The organism is Paenibacillus sp. J22FR83, assembly GCF_059691955.1.
This window is the reverse complement of the sequence record NZ_JCAUAM010000008.1, coordinates 131285-147237: the sequence shown is the minus strand read 5'-3', so window position 1 is coordinate 147237 and position 15953 is coordinate 131285. Positions and strand designations below refer to the sequence as shown.

The following is a 15953-nucleotide window of genomic DNA, read 5'->3' as shown; positions in this document are numbered from 1 at the left end:
ATACATATAAGGAGTAGATTTAATCATGCTTAGAAAGATCGGAATAGGGTGGGTTTCGGCCCTGCTTGTCATCTTGCTCATTACTTTAACGGGTTGTCAGGCCATTCAGGGTTTTGATATTGCCCAAGCCCTGCAAAACAGTGCATCCATTAAATCTGTTAAGGCCAGCGGTTCTATGAAATTGGACTTTCTTACTAGTGACACAGGAACTTTAACTGCTGAAGAGAAACGGTTACTAGACATTTTGAAGAATATGCAAATAGATTTCACGGACATCCTCGTACAAGATGAAGAACACGCCTCCATCGAGGGAGCACTCTCCTATGCTGGCGGTACGATTCCCTTCAAGATCGCGGTACAGGATTCCATGATGGTCATCCACATTGAAGGGGCCAAGAAACCAATCTCGTATGATCTCTCGTCAACGAAGACTGCAGTGCCAACAGCAGCTATGATAAACCGTGATGAGCAGTTCACCCAGAAAGCCAAACAGCTGGCGCCAGCTATTATCAAGTTTTTTCTAAATAACGCACCAAATCCGGAGCATTTCACCGTTTCATCCGTAACCGATACGATACATAATGAACCACTAGGGCTAAAGAAAGCCCATATCGAAATTTATGGCAATGAAATTGAAGGACTCCTCAAAAAATTCCTGAACAATATTCTGGCTGACGAAAAAGGCCTGAAGGAATTGATCGGTCAGCTTTATGATGTATTTGTTCCACTGATGCAAGAACAAATGAAGTCGTTGTCGACGCCTAATAACAGCTCCAACATGAACGCCTTTGTTGATCCGAATGCACCTAATTTTGAAAACAAAACGGAAACTGTCGAATTCTACTACACGAAGATTCAAGAGTTGCTCGAAAAAGCACTGAGTGATTGGGAGGAACAAGGTGAAAGTCCCTCTTCCTCCAAAGTAAATCCTCAGACAGAAGCGCTGTTCAGTGATAAAACTTCGCTCAAAACGGACATTTTGATCGACGGGGATAGCCAAATTCGTAAGCTCAATCTGGAGTTAACCATCCCTGTGACTGATATCGGTTCAGGTATTGAGGGTGTCCGATTAACACTTAACTCGGAGCTTTCGAAGATCAATCAGCCCGTTACAGCTGCAACGATTGATATTTCCAAAGGAACGCAGGATATGGCAGCGATGAACACGATCCAAGAGGGGGCGTTTCTAGCCCTATTCGATAAGAACTCCAAGGCTTATTCCCTTCTAAGGAAGGAGTTGAAGATCGCGAAGAAAGAGGTTCACTTGTTGCTCAGCACACCTGCTGACTTGCATCCTTCTAGTGCTACTCAACCTTTCATCAATGAGGAACAGATTGCTATGCTGCCTCTTCGCTTTATTTCAGAACGTTTAGGCGCTGAAGTGACCTGGAATGGCGCTAAGCAACAAATCACGATTACTGATGCGCTTAGCGAAAAAACAATCGTGATGACCATCGGCAGCCGCGCAGCAACCGTGAATGGCACTCCCGTTCAGATGCTGAGTCCCGCCATCCTGAAGAATGGTTCTACGTTCGTGCCGCTGCGTTTTATCACCGAACAGCTTGAAGGTAAGGTTAGTTTCGATGGCACAACAAGAAGTGTAACAATAACCAGAGAATAGTTGTTTCAGGAAGTCTGAAAATAACTTTGATGTTTTTTCAGAAAAGTGGAATAAGCTTCCTGATTAATGGATATATTATCAAAGCTGCGTTAATGATTTACAAGCTCTTCGGAACGAGTTGATTCCGCCGATGAGCATCGCAGGCACAAATTATTGTTGGAGGTTTATGAACACATGGAAACTGGTACGGTAAAGTGGTTTAACGCAGAAAAAGGATTTGGATTTATCGAAATGGAAGGCGGCAATGACGTATTCGTTCATTTCAGCGCCATTACAGGGGAAGGTTTTAAAAGCTTGGATGAAGGCCAACGTGTGCAATTCGAAGTTGTTCAAGGTAACCGCGGACCGCAAGCTGAAAATGTAGTCAAGCTGTAGTCCTTCATCACATATTGCTTTAACTGCTTGCGCGTCAGAGTCAATTATGACAAGGAGGAGTTCGATTGTACTTTTCAAAAAAATCATTGGAACCAGTACCGGAGGAACAAACCAGCATCTGGACCTGCAGCACTGATCAGTGCTCTTGCTGGATGAGAGATAACTTTTCATTCGCGGATAGTCCCGCATGTCCGATTTGCAATTCATCCATGGTCAAAGATTTAAAGATGCTCCCAACCTTATCGAACACAAGCAGCAGGCGATGAATCCAACAAAAGCCCTTGTCTCACATGGAGACAAGGGCTTTTGCATAGGATAGGAACGCAAGTTTGCATTCACTTATTCACTTATATGATAGTTCGCTGAAAAGCTTCTCCTTGATACATCAACAAGGTATCTTCATCGCTCATATGCGGCGTGGCTAACACGAGGATTTTCCCCCACTCCAGCTCAGTAATGAGCTTGTCCGCCTCCGCTTCCGGCACGCCGAGTGCCATGATCTTCACTCTCAGTTCCTCGCTGCGTGATCGGAAAAGATTGGCGATTGACGCAAACAGCCCTTCTTCAGCCATTGAGATCTGCTCTGCACCCGTATACTCCGCAACGTATTCTGTACCTTCAGCACTATGTGTCAGAACATAAATATGATCTTTTTTAAAGCCTTCGATATGGAGCTGCTGTACCTTATTCTGCGTATCCTCAAGACTTGATGTCACACTTACTCTGGTATACGTACTCATGGTAATTCCTCCTCGTCAATGGGATTATTGAGTGTATTCGCGTTACCTCGAGTTAGCTATTAGGTTCTACATACTTCGGCGTCTGCCGAAAATCAGTGATACGATGAACATAATAAGGAAGACGAAGAACAAAATTTTGGCAATACCTACTGCCGTTGAGACAATCCCAAAGAATCCAAAAACACCTGCGACTAGCGCAATTACCAGAAACGTCATAGCCCATCCTAGCATACCCAACACCTCACTTTTCTTATCAATAGTGTTCATCTTGCTATGTTATCTATTACCCACACCATTTAGGGTTGAAACAGGCTTAACGGAAGCTGATCAATGTGTGAAGACCTGGTTGTGAGTGAGGCTTGAGTGAGAGAGTTGGAGTAGAAATTGAAGTAGGAAATAGGAATTGAAGTAGAGGTACTAGGTGATTAACTCCCCTGTGTGCCAGATGAATAGATGGATTTTATACAGGTAAATGAAGAGATTTCCTGATCAAATGAAGAATAGATGGAAAACCTGTAGTTAATTCCACCCATTTTACCCAATCCCGTCAAAAGAAGCCATTTCACCTACATCTTTTACAGTTAAATCAAATTTTCGAGAGGTTTTCGCATAAATAGCTGTACTTTTTCCAGTTAATCATCCCCCACTACTTATCCCCGAAAAGTAAAAAGGCGCCCCCTCCACTTCAATGGATTTGGGGCACCTCTTCACTAACACCTGCTACGATTTCTTACGGTATATACGCTCATGTGGCGCAAAATCATCATAATGCACACCATCAGGCACGTGGAGAATATACTCTTTCTTCCCTAGACCTAGGAACCCTTGCTGGGTTAAGCTGCTGTAAAACAAACTGTGCACTTGCTGCTGCAACTTCGCATTGAAATAGATCATCACATTCCGGCAGAGGATAACGTGAAACTCGTTAAAAGAACCGTCAGTCACCAGATTATGCTGGGCAAACATCATATTCTCTTTCAGCTGCGGATTAAAGTAAGCATACTGATGATCCGTCGTGTAATACTCTGAGAAGGCTTTGGAGCCGCCAGACTCCAAGTAATTCGTAGTATACAGCTGCATCTGCTTCAGCGGGTAAGCGCCCCTCTGCGCCGCCTCTATGGCCTGCTCGTTCATATCCGTGGCGTAGATACGTGTCTTATCTGCCAAGCCCTCCTCCTGCATGAGAATGGCCATGGCATAAGCTTCTTCACCTGTCGCGCAGCCTGCATGCCAAATTCGAATCTCTGGATAGTTCCGCAACTCAGGTACAACTTGGGTTCGGAAAGCATTGAAGAAACTGGGATCACGGAACATTTCCGTCACCCGAATCGACATGTCGCCCAGCAGCTTGTCCACGAATAGCGGCTCATGCAACACTTTTTCCAGAACCGCTGAAATCGTTGGCAGCTTTTCCATTTTCATTCGATTTAGAATTCTTCGACGTAATGAGGAGCGCACATAATGTCGGAAATCAAATCCGTACATTTGAAATATGCCCTCTAGGAGCAAATTGATTTCAATATTTTCCCTCTCATCGATAGGAGGCTCTTCGTACTCAATCCATCCATCCTGTGGTTCATGTATCAATGCTTCTTCACCTGCTTAGTGAGCCACACACGCATCAGCGAGAAGAGTTGTTCCATCTGCAGCGGCTTCGTAATATAGTCCGATGCTCCCGCTTCAAGACACTTCTCTTTCTCGCTCTTCATCGCTTTGGCGGTCAATGCAATGATGGGTAATTGTCGTAACTCCAATTCGCCGCGAATCTCCTTCATGGCATCGTAACCATCCATCACTGGCATCATGATATCCATTAATACCAAGTCGTAATCTGAATCCTCGGTTAATAGGTCGATGGCTTCTCTACCATTCTCGGCTACTATGACCGATACGCCTTTTATTTCTAAGGCACTAACGAGTGCAAATACATTACGTGCGTCATCATCAACAAGCAGAACTCGCTTCCCTTCGAACAGTTGCGCTTCCGCATTAACGGACACATCATGAGACAACTCCGCATCGCTAAGGAAACTCTTCGGATATGGAGTTCCTCCTATATACGGAATCATCTGCTCACTAGCAGCGGCGATCTGATCTTGCGACGAGCTACCGTCATGGTGACCAGGATCATCGGGTTTAGTAGGGATATACAAAGTAAACGTACTGCCTACCTGCACCTCACTCTTCACCACAATCGTGCCTCCAAGCAAACGGGTAAACTCGCGGCAAATCGATAAACCAAGCCCCGTCCCGCCATACTGGCGATTCGTTGTGCCATCCACTTGTTGGAACGCCTCGAAAATAATATGCTGCTTATCAATCGGAATCCCGATACCTGTATCCTTAATCGAGATCGCAAGAATCGTTTCATTAGGACCTCGATGAAGAAGTTCTCTAATACGTGATGAATCAGCGAGCGCTATTCTCATCGTAACAGCGCCTGCTTCGGTAAATTTAAACGCATTTGACAGCAGGTTCTTCAGAATTTGCTGCAAGCGTTGACCATCTGTCACAATGACGGAAGGCACATCTGAATCCAACATAACGTGGAAATCTAATGCCTTTTTCGCAGCTACTGGTGCGAACATTAACTCCATGGACTGTGGAATCTCTGTCACATTAACCTCGTCCTGCATAATCTCTATTTTCCCAGCTTCAACCTTGGATAAATCCAAAATATCGTCGATCAATGACAGCAAATCATGACCCGCCGTATTCACCACACGCGAATACTCTACTACCTCGGACATTTGCATATCTCCGCTGCTCTCCACTAGCATTTGCGAAAGAATCATGATGCTATTCAACGGTGTACGCAATTCATGAGACATATTAGCCAAGAAGTCGGTTTTATACTGAGAACTTGTCTTTAGCTGCAACGAATACTCTTCAAGCTCATCTTTGGCTTTCTCAAGCTCTGCTGCTTTCTGCTCAGCGAATTGGTTCTGCTCCTCCAGAAATTCATTCGTCATCCGCAATTGCTCCTGCTGCATTTGCAGTTCTTCAGACTGCGTCTGAAGCTCCTCGGATTGCGTTTGCAATTCCTCTGTCAGAACTTGCGACTCGGAGAGGAGACGCTCCACTTCCATCCGGCTGCGCACACTCGTAATCGCGGTTCCGAACTTCTCTTGCAAGGAATCAATCAACGTCAGATGCTTCGACTGAAATTGGTGAATAGAGGCCAACTCAATAACGGCTTCCGTTTTTCCATCTACAAGAATCGGGGCTAATAGCAGGCTGCGAGGTGTTGAAATCCCTAACCCCGATGTTATTTTCACATGATTATCAGGCAAGTTATCCATCAAGAAAATTCGTTTATCGACTGCACACTGTCCCACTAAGCCTTCGCCTAGTTGAAACTGGGTAACAGCTTGAACCTGCCCTGAGGCTGCGTATCCTGCAATTTTCACATACGTAGGTTCGCCCTCTTCGTTCTGCCTCAAATAAACAACACCATAACTGGCATCCAACATGGGTGCCAGTTTATGGATAAAGGCTTCACTCAGCAATGTGATATCACGTATGCCTTGATACAGCGTCGCAACCTCTGTAATGCCAGACTGAATCCAGCTCTGTTTCTCTAAATTAGCCAAGAGCTCATTCGTTGCCTCAGCCAATAAACGGATTTCGTCATTCGTCTTCACTTCAATCCGTGAGGCTAGATTCCCTTCCGATGCGGTAATATCGCGAATTTTCTGAGTAACTTGTTTAATTGTGTTCGTTATCGAATTTGATAGAATGAGTGCCACAACCACTGCAATAAGGGAAATAATACCCAAAACAGTAAAAAGAACAACTTTAAGATTATAGTTGCTTTTGGCGATTTGCTGGACTCTTAAGGCTGTTAGGTTTTTCTCCGTGACGAGAAAAGAATCAAATTGCGTACGCAACTGATCCATTACCTTTTTGCCTGCATTCTGTTTAAAATAGTCATTGAGTGCTGCCGTATTATTTTCCTTTTTCATGCGGATGACATTATCTCCGCCTGTTTTCAACCAAATCTGAATCGACTCTTTAATAGACTCTAAGCTTTGCACTTGAGGGGGATTATCGCTAACAAGTTGACGAACTTTATTAAACGTTTCCTGCCATGTTCGATTGCTTTCATTATATGGATCTAGATACTGCTCATCACCTGTGATGACATAGCCGCGCATGCCTGTCTCCATATCGAGCATTTTTTTCTGCAATTCGTTAAGCTGATCGTGTACTTCCATATCATGAGATGAAATGAAGCTAACTTCTTTCTGCAGATCCGTCACGCGACTACTTACGACTAATAGCGATAGACCCAAACAGATAAGAATTAAGATGTAACCCAGCATAATCTTGGGTTTAATCTTAAGTAGAATGGAATTAAACATAAGAAAGTGCCTCCTGGTACAGTTGGTAGCAAATGTAAGGTGAACATTATACTAATCTACTATACCACATTTTCAGCCCCTAGCAGGTAACTAACCACTATACATTCGGTGTTAAGGCTGTTTTCAATTTCGTCATGGCTCTCTTCTGAATACGGGATACACTCATTTGAGAAATGCCGAGCTGATCGGCAATATGGCGCTGAGACTGCCCCTCTTGGTAGATCATCCCGATAACAATGCGTTCGTCATCCTTCAAGCAATCCATCGCTTCTGCTAGATCCATACGCCGCTCTACGGCTTGATAGTCATCAGTGGAACCTGCTATCATATCACCAATCGTGGCTCCATCGCCCTCGCTGGTAAGCGGGGTATCTAGCGATGTGTAGTGATAATAATCACGTCCAGCTAAGATTTCAATTGTTTCCTCTGGGCTCAATTCCAAATAAGCAGCAATTTCATCCACATTCGGCGAGCGCTCCAGTTTAGCCGTCAGCTCGTCCAATGCGCGTCCCATCTGCGCACCTTTTTCCTTAATGCGTCTAGGAACTTGTATGTACCATGATTTATCACGCAAATAATTTTTGAGATGACCGATGAGGCTTTTCATCGCATAACCTTCAAAAGGCACTTCCATGGCATGGTCATACTGTGTAAATAACCTGAGCATGGACATCTGTCCGACTTGAAAGAGATCCTCATAGAGGTCAGGGCGGCTTCGCGACATTTTGCTCACTGCCATACGAACAATCGGTTCATAATGCAAGAGCAATGCCGTAGCCGCCTCTGGACATCCGGTTTCTTTATAAATCTTCTTCTTTTCATAGATCTCATATAAAGGATCGGAGGAAGAGACCGTTCCCTTTGCATTCATACAATCTCCTCTTTTCTATACACCTGCTTAGTCAGAATGACCTCAGTTCCTTGACCACCGCGTGCAAACACTTTAACATCATCCATTAGTGCTTGCATCAGGAAGAGACCGAGTCCTCCAACATTCGCTTCTTGAATCGATTTATGGTGCAGCGTCACTTCTTCTGGGGCCGTTTGGATGTAATGAAAGCTATCGCCTTCATCCTTCACCGTTATTTTCATATAGCCCTCACTAGGCTCAAATTGAACCTCCACGATGCCAGGATTCCCCTCTTCGTAAGCATGAAGAATGGCGTTGTTGCAAGCTTCTGCGACAGCAACCTTCATATCTTCAATATCTTCAAAGGAGAAGCCCGCTTTCGTTGCAACGCCGTATAAAGTGAGTCGAACAATATCCAAATATTCCGCTTGTGCGGGTATGGTCAGACCGATGTATGGGCTCATATGATCTCTTCTTTCCTTTCAAGTACACGTTGATTTTCTCTCAAACTGCCATTGCTTTGCAAATAACTAGAAACACCTGTAATGTCGAATAACCGTCTAACTTTAGGTGGAATATGGTCGATCTGGAAAGCTGCGTGCATAGCAGCCCTCACTTTAATTGCAGAGACGATGAGCCCAATTCCTGTGCTGTCTATATATTTCAATTCCTTCAAATCCAAGATAAGCTTCTCTTCCTCATTCCTAACAACAGAATCCAGTACATTCGCTAGTGAAGACGCCGCTGAAAGATCCAGTTCCCCACTGAGATATATCCTATTTTCTTTCCCATCCGATTGTTTATAAAACATAAATTTACGTATTGCGTTCACGCCTGATGACCCCTCTCTATTTCATCGAACCCGTTTGCGGTGATGACTTCTTCACTTTCATTTTATCCCAAATCTCGAGCGTCATAGTTGCTCCTTGCAGAATAGCCTTTAGCTTCCCATTAGCCGGGGATGTTTTCTTCGATGCTTCTGTTGGTTTCATAGAAGCGATCAGGCTTGAAGCTGATTGTCTAACGGAAGACGATAGTTCATGAAGTACTTGACCAACATCCTGCACGGTACCAAATAGATGATTAAGCGTGGAAAGTTTCATTCGCATATCGATCGCAACTTCATTCGTATTAAGAATGACATCCTTCACATCAGAACTGATCTCCGTCACTTCAGTTTTCATCTGCCCCATTGTTGAGGTGATCTCATCAAGGGAATGCTTTAATGATTTTAAGGTTTGAATCAAATAAAACACCAGAAATACAAACGCGACTGCCACAACACATACACTAATTTGAAGCAACATGGGAATCCCTCCTATTGTGCCTTGTTATTACGTAGTTACCCATGTTAGAGAAAGTTGAATCACCTCTGGCACAAAATATGTGCATCTAACTTAACTGTTTCACTTCGCCTCCATAAGGGTACTTATTTATTGTAGACACAACTAAATCAATTTAAGTGGAGGAATGATCATGGTTAATTCAACGATAACGAAGGCTAGCCCGCTAACAGAGATGCTCGATAAACAAGTCGCCAACTTCTCGGTACTTTACATGAAGTTGCATAACTATCATTGGTATGTGAAAGGTGAGAATTTCTTCACCCTACATATTAAGTTCGAAGAACTATACACGGAAACTACACTCCATTTGGATACGATCGCAGAGCGAATGCTTTCCCTGCGTGCGGTTCCGACCGCTACCCTGAAAGAGCATCTGCAAATAGCTTCAATTAAAGAAGCCAAAAAGACTGAAAGTGATGCTAGTTCCATGGTAAAACAGCTCGTCGATGATTTCACGATGATATGCGCCGAGTTGACCGAAGGGATCGAGCTGGCCGAAGACAACAAGGATCAGCCAACAGCGGACATGCTGATTGCTATCCGCTCCTCCTTGGAGAAACACAGCTGGATGCTGGCAGCCTATCTTGGCAAATAAGACAAGTAAAGAAAACCACGGTTTGGCGGTTATTCCGTCATTCCGTGGTTTTTACTGTGCATATATTTAACTAACGTAACCTCAGTGCCACCCGTCGTGTCGACCAGAACTTCATCCATTAACGCTTCCATCAGATAAATGCCCAGACCACTGCTTGTAAGCTCACTCGGCATCGTCCCTGTGAAAGGACCCGTTTGCCGACTTTCGCTAGACGCCTCGTAGCCAATGCCGTTATCCTTCACTTTCACTCGGAGCGCATCCTCGCTCATCTCATAGCTAATGTCGATGTGGCCGCTGGTATCTCCAGGGTTCGCATGCAGAATGGCATTATTACAAGCTTCCGATACAGCAACCTTCATGTCTTCAATGTCTTCATACGAGAAACCCAGTTTCGTTGCTACACCATACAAGCTAAGTCTCACGATTTCCAAATGCTCCGCTGCTGCTGGGATATGTAGGCGAATGACATTCATACGCTGCCTTCGATCCCTTCATTCAGAAATCCAGTAATCCCCGTCAGATCAAACAGTTTCCTGATCCCTGGCGGAATATCTTGGACGGCGAAAGGCGCTTTGATTTCATCGCGGATCTTCAATGTAGATACCACGATGCCAATGCCCGTACTGTCGATATAACTTAAATCCTTCAGGTTAAGAATTAAGGCTTTGTCTTCACGATGAACGACGGCCTCAAGTGCTTGGCGGAAAGCTTGTGCTGCTGCCAAATCAAGCTCTCCACGGATAATGAGCTGTACGGACTTCTCCGATTCTTCAAGACTAACTTGAAATTTCTCTGAGGACATGAGCCACACTCCCTAGTCATTATTGTTGTATCGTACCAAGACCACTGCAAGTATACAAGTTTCATTGAATTACACAATTTAGGTGGCAGAGATCATGACTAAGCACATGTCATCCTGCGAAGGGCTGTTCTTCGTTGTAGCAGCAAGCCTTTCGACTAATCCTTCTGGGTCATGCCCATTCCTATCGATGAGGCTATTCTTGATTTGAGCCAAACCATCCTGTTCCTCATCTGAAATCCATTCTGTCAATCCATCGGTATACATGACAATCTGAGCTTGTTTCTCATACGTCGCGTACCCTTTGGTAACTTCAATCCCTTCAAAAAAGCCAATTGCACAGCACCCTTCAGAGAGCAGCTGCACTTCGCCATCCAGCACAGCAACGCCAGCCGGATGGCCAGCATTCACATATTCAATGGTGCGCTTCTCGGTATCAAGTACCAGATAGATCGCGGTAAAGTAATAATTAATAAGGCTATCTGTGACATGGAGCTGATTCATTCGCCGATTAAGCTCCTGCATCACCAACTCTGGATCGCCTATCGTCGTAATGGTATCCTTCAAAGCCGAGTAAATATACATACACACTAAGGATGAAGAAATACCATGCCCCATCATATCGAGCAAAATAATGCCATATTGATGCGGTCCGATCGGATACCATGCATAGAAATCACCTGCCAGTTCTGATGAAGGTCGATACACCGCCGAAATCTCGATGTTCTCATTCTTCAGTGGATGGCTAAGCACACTAAGCTGGACCTGTTTAGCCAAATCAAGCTCATACTTGATTCGCTTATCACGCTCTTTATGCCAATCCTTCTCGTATTTCAAACGAAGTGTAGAGCGAATCCGTGCCAGAAGCTCCACCTTATTAATCGGTTTCATGACATAATCCAACGCTCCTGCGTCCAAAGCCTCTGCCAACTTATTGGAATCCCCCATCGCCGTTACGAAAATAATCGGAATATCCCTTAAGCGCTCATCAGCTTGTACCGTCCGACACGCTTCTACCCCGTCGATTTCTGGCATCATCATATCCATAAGAATGAGATCAACCGTTATTTTCGCTTGATCAGGTGTATTCATACCAAGTAAGTGATAGAGCTCTCTTGCCGAAGCTAGCGATATTAATTCCGTGTATCCCGCTTTTTCCAGAATTTTTTCAATAATTAATAAATTGGTCTTATTATCATCTACAATAACGATACTCATCACGCTAACCCCTTTCGGGTAAATAGGAACTGATCCCCTATGTATAATCTACTATATATCCTATAACCCTATTGCAGACTTTTCAATCAGGTAATGAAGAAACTTCACAAAATTAACTATATATCCCTTGTTATGTATGGTATCAAGAACCTATATGATTAAACATTTTTGTCTTTCACCTGTTTCACTTTTTCTCTAGGCGGGTACATCCAAGTATGGACATGAAACACCTAAACCCCAAATTGAAGGAGAGATGACGTATGAGTGAAGTAGTCGAGACGAACAAAAGCGGATTATGGTTAGGTCTAATGATTGGTGGTGCTGTCGGCGCGATCACCTCATTGTTAATTGCCCCTAAAGCGGGGAATAAGCTGCGCGAAGACCTTATGAACACTTATCGGACTTGGCAGGACAAAACAAAAGAAATCGCCACTTCCGTCAGCGAGGGCTCCAAAGCCATTGCGGAAAGCGTTAGCCAAAAGACAGAGGAAATTGTAGATACAGCAAAAGCAAAAACAGAGAACCTTGTCGATACTGCAAAAGAAACAGCCAAAGAAAGTCAGCATCGTGTCACTGACACGATTCAAGCAGCTAAAACAAGCTTTCAAAATAATTAATCCTAGTTGGACTGGGGGTGACCCCTACTTAAAGGAGTGCTTTACGATGGACAAACATGCCCTGCATCAACAGTTAACTGACTGTGGACTTGAACGTATTGAATACGTAGAGAAGTCTGTGTACCGCATTGATATTTACAACGATGCCACCTCAGCAGCTTATCCGTTGACGTTAACCACAATAACTTCCGAACTTGGGAATACAACCGTGCATTTTCATGAAGCTGATTTTAATGACAACCAATTCGTTCCTCTGCAAGTTCGCCGAGCCGCGTTGGATAAATTAATTGAGCTTGAGCAGATCTGTAACGGATCGACTGGTAAATCCCTTGAAGAAGCCAATAACGGCTCTATGGCTCAGGACATGGATGAAATGAAGAAGCTCGGCAATGAGATGAAACACATGAAAACCAATAGCGAGCTCATAGAGAATAATATAGTTCCTGATCCAATGCCGTAGTGGATTGGTGAGGGTGGAGAGAAACCACAATCGGAGCTAGACAACAGAAGAGGGTATCCCGTCACTTACGTGGCTTGGGATACCCTCTTCTGTGCGTTCCGGCTTATGCCTTCGGATGTACCATATCCGCTGGCTTCACATAACTGTCGAATTGCTCCGCCGTCAAGTATCCGCTGCGCAGGGCAGACTCCTTCAGCGTCAGCCCTTCCTTATGGGCCTGCTTCGCAATGCTGGCTGCCTTCTCATACCCGATATACGGATTGAGCGCCGTGACCAGCATCAGGGATTGTTCGAGATTGCGCTGAATCACCGCGCGATTCGGCTCCATGCCGGCGAGGCAATGGTCATTAAACGAGCGCATGCTGTCCGCCAGCAGTCGTACAGACTGCAGGAAGCTGTGGATGATGACGGGCTTGAACACGTTCAGCTCGAAATTGCCCTGACTAGCGGCGAAGCCGATGGCCGCATCGTTGCCCATCACCTGGCACACGACCATCGTCATCGCTTCGCTCTGCGTGGGGTTGACCTTGCCCGGCATAATCGAGCTGCCGGGCTCGTTCTCCGGAATCGTGATTTCTCCGATTCCGCTGCGGGGACCGCTCGATAGCCACCGAACATCATTGGCTATCTTCATTAAGTTCGCCGCGAGCGCCTTAAGCGCGCCGTGGGCGTAAACGATCTGATCATGGCTGGTCAGCGCATGATACTTGTTCGCAGCCGTGACGAAGCGCGTGCCCGTCTCGCGAGTCAGGGCATCGGCGACGCGGGCGCCGAATTCGGGATGCGCGTTCAGCCCCGTGCCGACGGCGGTCCCGCCGATCGCGAGCTCGCGCATCGTATCCACGGCGCTGCGCACCATGCGCGCCGTCATGTCCAGCATCGCCCACCACCCACTGATCTCCTGACCCAGCGTCAGCGGGGTCGCGTCCTGCAGGTGGGTGCGGCCGATCTTGACGATGTCGGCGAAGGCCGACATCTTGGCGTGAAGCGTCGCCTGCAGCCCCTCCAGGGCAGGCAGCAGCTCTTGCTCTACCGCGATGACACCGGCAACGTGCATCGCGGTCGGGAACGTATCGTTCGAGCTCTGCGAACGATTCACGTCATCGTTGGGATGGATGCGCGAAGCGCCATCCGCGAGCAGTTCGCTTCCGCGGTGGGCAATCACCTCGTTGACGTTCATGTTCGACTGCGTCCCGCTGCCAGTCTGCCATACGACCAGCGGGAACTCGTCATCCCAGCGGCCTTGTACGATTTCATCCGCCGCTTGGGCAATCGCCTCCGCTTTATCCGCTGGCAATCCGCCGAGATCGCGGTTAACGTGGGCGGCTGCTTTTTTGAGCAGCGCGAAGGCGCTTATCAAGCGTGGCGGCATTCGCTCCGTACCGATTTTGAAATTCTCGAAGCTGCGCTGCGTCTGTGCTCCCCACAACTTATCCACAGGTACTCTGATTTCACCCATGGTATCTCGTTCTATGCGATATTCCGTCATCTCGATTCCCTCCTTAATCATGCCAAACTACTTCTATTTTTACATAGTACCGTACCCACTACTACCCATACTTGGATACACATAAACACGCATCGCATAGTGTCCCCAAATGTTGGATCCTTATGAGTCCAGGCTGGTTATCCCTGTAGCAGGAAAGCTATAATAAGGAATGATAGTAAATAACGGCACATTCAATTCAATCCAAGGAGATCACATATATGGAAACGAAATTAGCGATCATCGTTCGCTCCACTGAAATCGACGTGAATGGGCATGTGAATAATGCCAAATATTTGGAGTACCTCGAATGGGGGCGTGAAGAGTGGTATGAGGCTTGTGAGTTATCTTACGAGGCTTTTGGTGCGCTCGGTATTCAAACAGTAACCGTCAATATCAACATCAATTATCGAAAAGAATGCAAGCAAGGCGAGCACTTAACAATAAGCTGTCGCCCTGAGAAGATCGGCAACACCAGCTATGTACTGCGCCAGGAGATTCGCAATGGGCATGGTGAATTGTGTGCGGATGCGCTTGTGACCAGCGTGACGATGGATAGCATAACGCGCAAAAGCCGGGAAGCCCCGGCAGCATTAAGGCAGTATTTTGCTTAATCGGTCTGCATCAGCGAGGGACGCGTTAAGGGACAGTTCCCCAGTGGCGGCGCATCAGGGATGAATTCCGTAAGCTTGCGCATGAAATAGCACGACTCCGGAAAATGATGTTCCAGGAAGCGCAGCGTCGATTTCGATAGCAATTGGTCATTGCCATATTGAACAACGATTCGCTGTACCAAATCATAGAAGGCTTTCACGGTTCCGAGTACTTCCTTGGCGAATTGAATCTCCGCTGGGAAGCCTGGCGGTGTGAATCGCAAATAGCCTTGCATGGCGCGGTTTTTCGTCATATAGGCCGAGAAGAGTGAGGCAAATTTATCCGTTTCTAGGCTTAATATGCGCTCGACAGGGTCTAACAGCCCATTGAGCAGTACAGCATGCCCTAATTGATCTTCCAACCAGAGATCCAACAACTGAGTCAGCGATAGAGGCGCAGCGGGCACCCCTTGCATCCAGTACGTGAGCTGCCGTAAATACTCTCTATTTTCATTAATCGTCCCATTAAAATAAGATGGCGTTAAATTCAGATTCACCCGATTCCACAGTCGCAAATGCTGCATGTGCCCCTCAAGCCTACAGTAGGCGTCAGCAAGGGGATACACGCTTCTCGCGAAGGCTTGCATACTAGGAGAGTCCGCTCCTTCAAACGGCGCTAACCCCTTCGCTTGTTGACGTGCATGGTGAAATTGCGGGATGAACCGTTCCGCTTCCTTCCACCACTTCGTTTCCACTGGCGATAAGTAATCCCTCAGAAAATGAGCATGATCTTCCAACACTTCCAGCCAAAACAAATGCTCTTCTTTCACCGTTATTCGTGTTTCTAGCATCCTGCAGGTCCCTCCTCCGCTCGCCTCGCTCTCCTTCC

Annotated in this window: 20 protein-coding genes; 7 read left to right on the top strand and 13 right to left on the bottom strand. The window is 46.1% G+C overall.

Annotated elements, in window-relative coordinates; translation table 11 throughout:
- Positions 1–25 precede the first annotated feature (25 nt).
- From AC58PV_RS16130 to AC58PV_RS16120, 3 genes are all read left to right on the top strand, one after another.
- Complete coding sequence (locus AC58PV_RS16130; RefSeq protein WP_497433242.1) at positions 26–1621, top strand: copper amine oxidase N-terminal domain-containing protein; 1596 nt, start codon at positions 26–28, stop codon at positions 1619–1621.
- Positions 1622–1795: 174 nt separating this feature from the next.
- Positions 1796–1996, top strand: a complete 201-nt coding sequence (locus AC58PV_RS16125; protein WP_028555458.1) for a cold-shock protein — start codon at positions 1796–1798, stop codon at positions 1994–1996.
- A gap of 65 nt (positions 1997–2061) precedes the next feature.
- Positions 2062–2262, top strand: coding sequence for a cold-shock protein (locus AC58PV_RS16120; protein ID WP_081787428.1), 201 nt, complete (start codon positions 2062–2064; stop codon positions 2260–2262).
- Between the two features lie 81 nt (positions 2263–2343).
- On the opposite strand, the gene AC58PV_RS16115 is transcribed toward AC58PV_RS16120, so the two are convergent.
- The 8 genes from AC58PV_RS16115 to AC58PV_RS16080 form a co-directional block, all read right to left on the bottom strand.
- Positions 2344–2736, bottom strand: a complete 393-nt coding sequence (locus AC58PV_RS16115; RefSeq protein WP_497433241.1) for a YflT domain-containing protein — start codon at positions 2734–2736, stop codon at positions 2344–2346.
- Between the two features lie 66 nt (positions 2737–2802).
- A complete protein-coding gene (locus AC58PV_RS16110) occupies positions 2803–2967 on the bottom strand; it encodes a DUF1328 domain-containing protein (RefSeq protein ID WP_497433240.1) in 165 nt (54 codons plus the stop codon).
- 489 nt (positions 2968–3456) lie between these two features.
- A complete protein-coding gene (locus AC58PV_RS16105) occupies positions 3457–4323 on the bottom strand; it encodes a CheR family methyltransferase (protein WP_497433239.1) in 867 nt (288 codons plus the stop codon).
- A complete protein-coding gene (locus AC58PV_RS16100) occupies positions 4320–7100 on the bottom strand; it encodes a CHASE3 domain-containing protein (RefSeq protein WP_497433238.1) in 2781 nt (926 codons plus the stop codon). Before AC58PV_RS16100 ends, AC58PV_RS16105 begins: the two co-directional genes overlap by 4 nt.
- Before the next feature lie 97 nt (positions 7101–7197).
- The gene (locus AC58PV_RS16095) at positions 7198–7971 is read right to left on the bottom strand and encodes a sigma-70 family RNA polymerase sigma factor (RefSeq protein WP_497433237.1); all 774 of its coding nucleotides are present in this window, start codon (positions 7969–7971) and stop codon (positions 7198–7200) included.
- Positions 7968–8414 carry an anti-sigma B factor RsbW gene (gene rsbW / locus AC58PV_RS16090; RefSeq protein WP_497433236.1) on the bottom strand — a complete coding sequence of 149 codons (447 nt, stop codon included), beginning with the start codon at positions 8412–8414 and terminating at the stop codon, positions 7968–7970. Before rsbW (AC58PV_RS16090) ends, AC58PV_RS16095 begins: the two co-directional genes overlap by 4 nt.
- Positions 8411–8782: an STAS domain-containing protein gene (locus tag AC58PV_RS16085; protein WP_497433235.1), complete on the bottom strand. Its 372-nt coding sequence runs from the start codon at positions 8780–8782 to the stop codon at positions 8411–8413. The genes rsbW (AC58PV_RS16090) and AC58PV_RS16085 overlap by 4 nt, the downstream gene beginning before the upstream one ends.
- 16 nt (positions 8783–8798) lie before the next feature.
- Positions 8799–9257: a DUF948 domain-containing protein gene (locus AC58PV_RS16080; RefSeq protein WP_497433234.1), complete on the bottom strand. Its 459-nt coding sequence runs from the start codon at positions 9255–9257 to the stop codon at positions 8799–8801.
- Between the two features lie 169 nt (positions 9258–9426).
- On the opposite strand from AC58PV_RS16080, the gene AC58PV_RS16075 reads away from it, so the two are divergent.
- Positions 9427–9891 (top strand): Dps family protein, encoded by a 465-nt coding sequence (locus AC58PV_RS16075; protein ID WP_497433233.1) that lies wholly within the window; start codon positions 9427–9429, stop codon positions 9889–9891.
- 29 nt (positions 9892–9920) lie between these two features.
- Here the strand turns inward: AC58PV_RS16075 and rsbW (AC58PV_RS16070) are convergent, their stop codons facing one another.
- The 3 genes from rsbW (AC58PV_RS16070) to AC58PV_RS16060 form a co-directional block, all read right to left on the bottom strand.
- Positions 9921–10364 (bottom strand): anti-sigma B factor RsbW, encoded by a 444-nt coding sequence (gene rsbW, locus AC58PV_RS16070; RefSeq protein WP_497433232.1) that lies wholly within the window; start codon positions 10362–10364, stop codon positions 9921–9923.
- Positions 10361–10693, bottom strand: coding sequence for an STAS domain-containing protein (locus AC58PV_RS16065; protein WP_497433231.1), 333 nt, complete (start codon positions 10691–10693; stop codon positions 10361–10363). Before AC58PV_RS16065 ends, rsbW (AC58PV_RS16070) begins: the two co-directional genes overlap by 4 nt.
- A gap of 78 nt (positions 10694–10771) precedes the next feature.
- Positions 10772–11908 carry a PP2C family protein-serine/threonine phosphatase gene (locus AC58PV_RS16060; protein WP_497433230.1) on the bottom strand — a complete coding sequence of 379 codons (1137 nt, stop codon included), beginning with the start codon at positions 11906–11908 and terminating at the stop codon, positions 10772–10774.
- A gap of 260 nt (positions 11909–12168) precedes the next feature.
- Between AC58PV_RS16060 and AC58PV_RS16055 the strand changes: the two genes are divergently transcribed.
- Positions 12169–12525 (top strand): YtxH domain-containing protein, encoded by a 357-nt coding sequence (locus AC58PV_RS16055; protein ID WP_497433229.1) that lies wholly within the window; start codon positions 12169–12171, stop codon positions 12523–12525.
- 46 nt (positions 12526–12571) lie between these two features.
- Positions 12572–12985 carry a hypothetical protein gene (locus AC58PV_RS16050; RefSeq protein ID WP_497433228.1) on the top strand — a complete coding sequence of 138 codons (414 nt, stop codon included), beginning with the start codon at positions 12572–12574 and terminating at the stop codon, positions 12983–12985.
- A gap of 103 nt (positions 12986–13088) precedes the next feature.
- Here AC58PV_RS16050 and fumC read toward each other — a convergent pair whose 3' ends face one another.
- On the bottom strand, positions 13089–14474 hold the full coding sequence (gene fumC, locus AC58PV_RS16045) for a class II fumarate hydratase (RefSeq protein ID WP_497433227.1): 1386 nt from the start codon (positions 14472–14474) through the stop codon (positions 13089–13091).
- A 218-nt stretch (positions 14475–14692) separates the two neighbouring features.
- Here fumC and AC58PV_RS16040 point away from each other — a divergent pair, with 218 nt between their 5' ends.
- Positions 14693–15085, top strand: a complete 393-nt coding sequence (locus AC58PV_RS16040) for an acyl-CoA thioesterase (RefSeq protein ID WP_497433226.1) — start codon at positions 14693–14695, stop codon at positions 15083–15085.
- Here the strand turns inward: AC58PV_RS16040 and AC58PV_RS16035 are convergent.
- Entirely contained in the window at positions 15082–15915 is an 834-nt protein-coding gene (locus AC58PV_RS16035; protein WP_497433225.1) for a DUF2935 domain-containing protein, read from the bottom strand. The two genes, AC58PV_RS16040 and AC58PV_RS16035, sit on opposite strands and share 4 nt — an antisense overlap.
- Positions 15916–15953 lie beyond the last annotated feature (38 nt).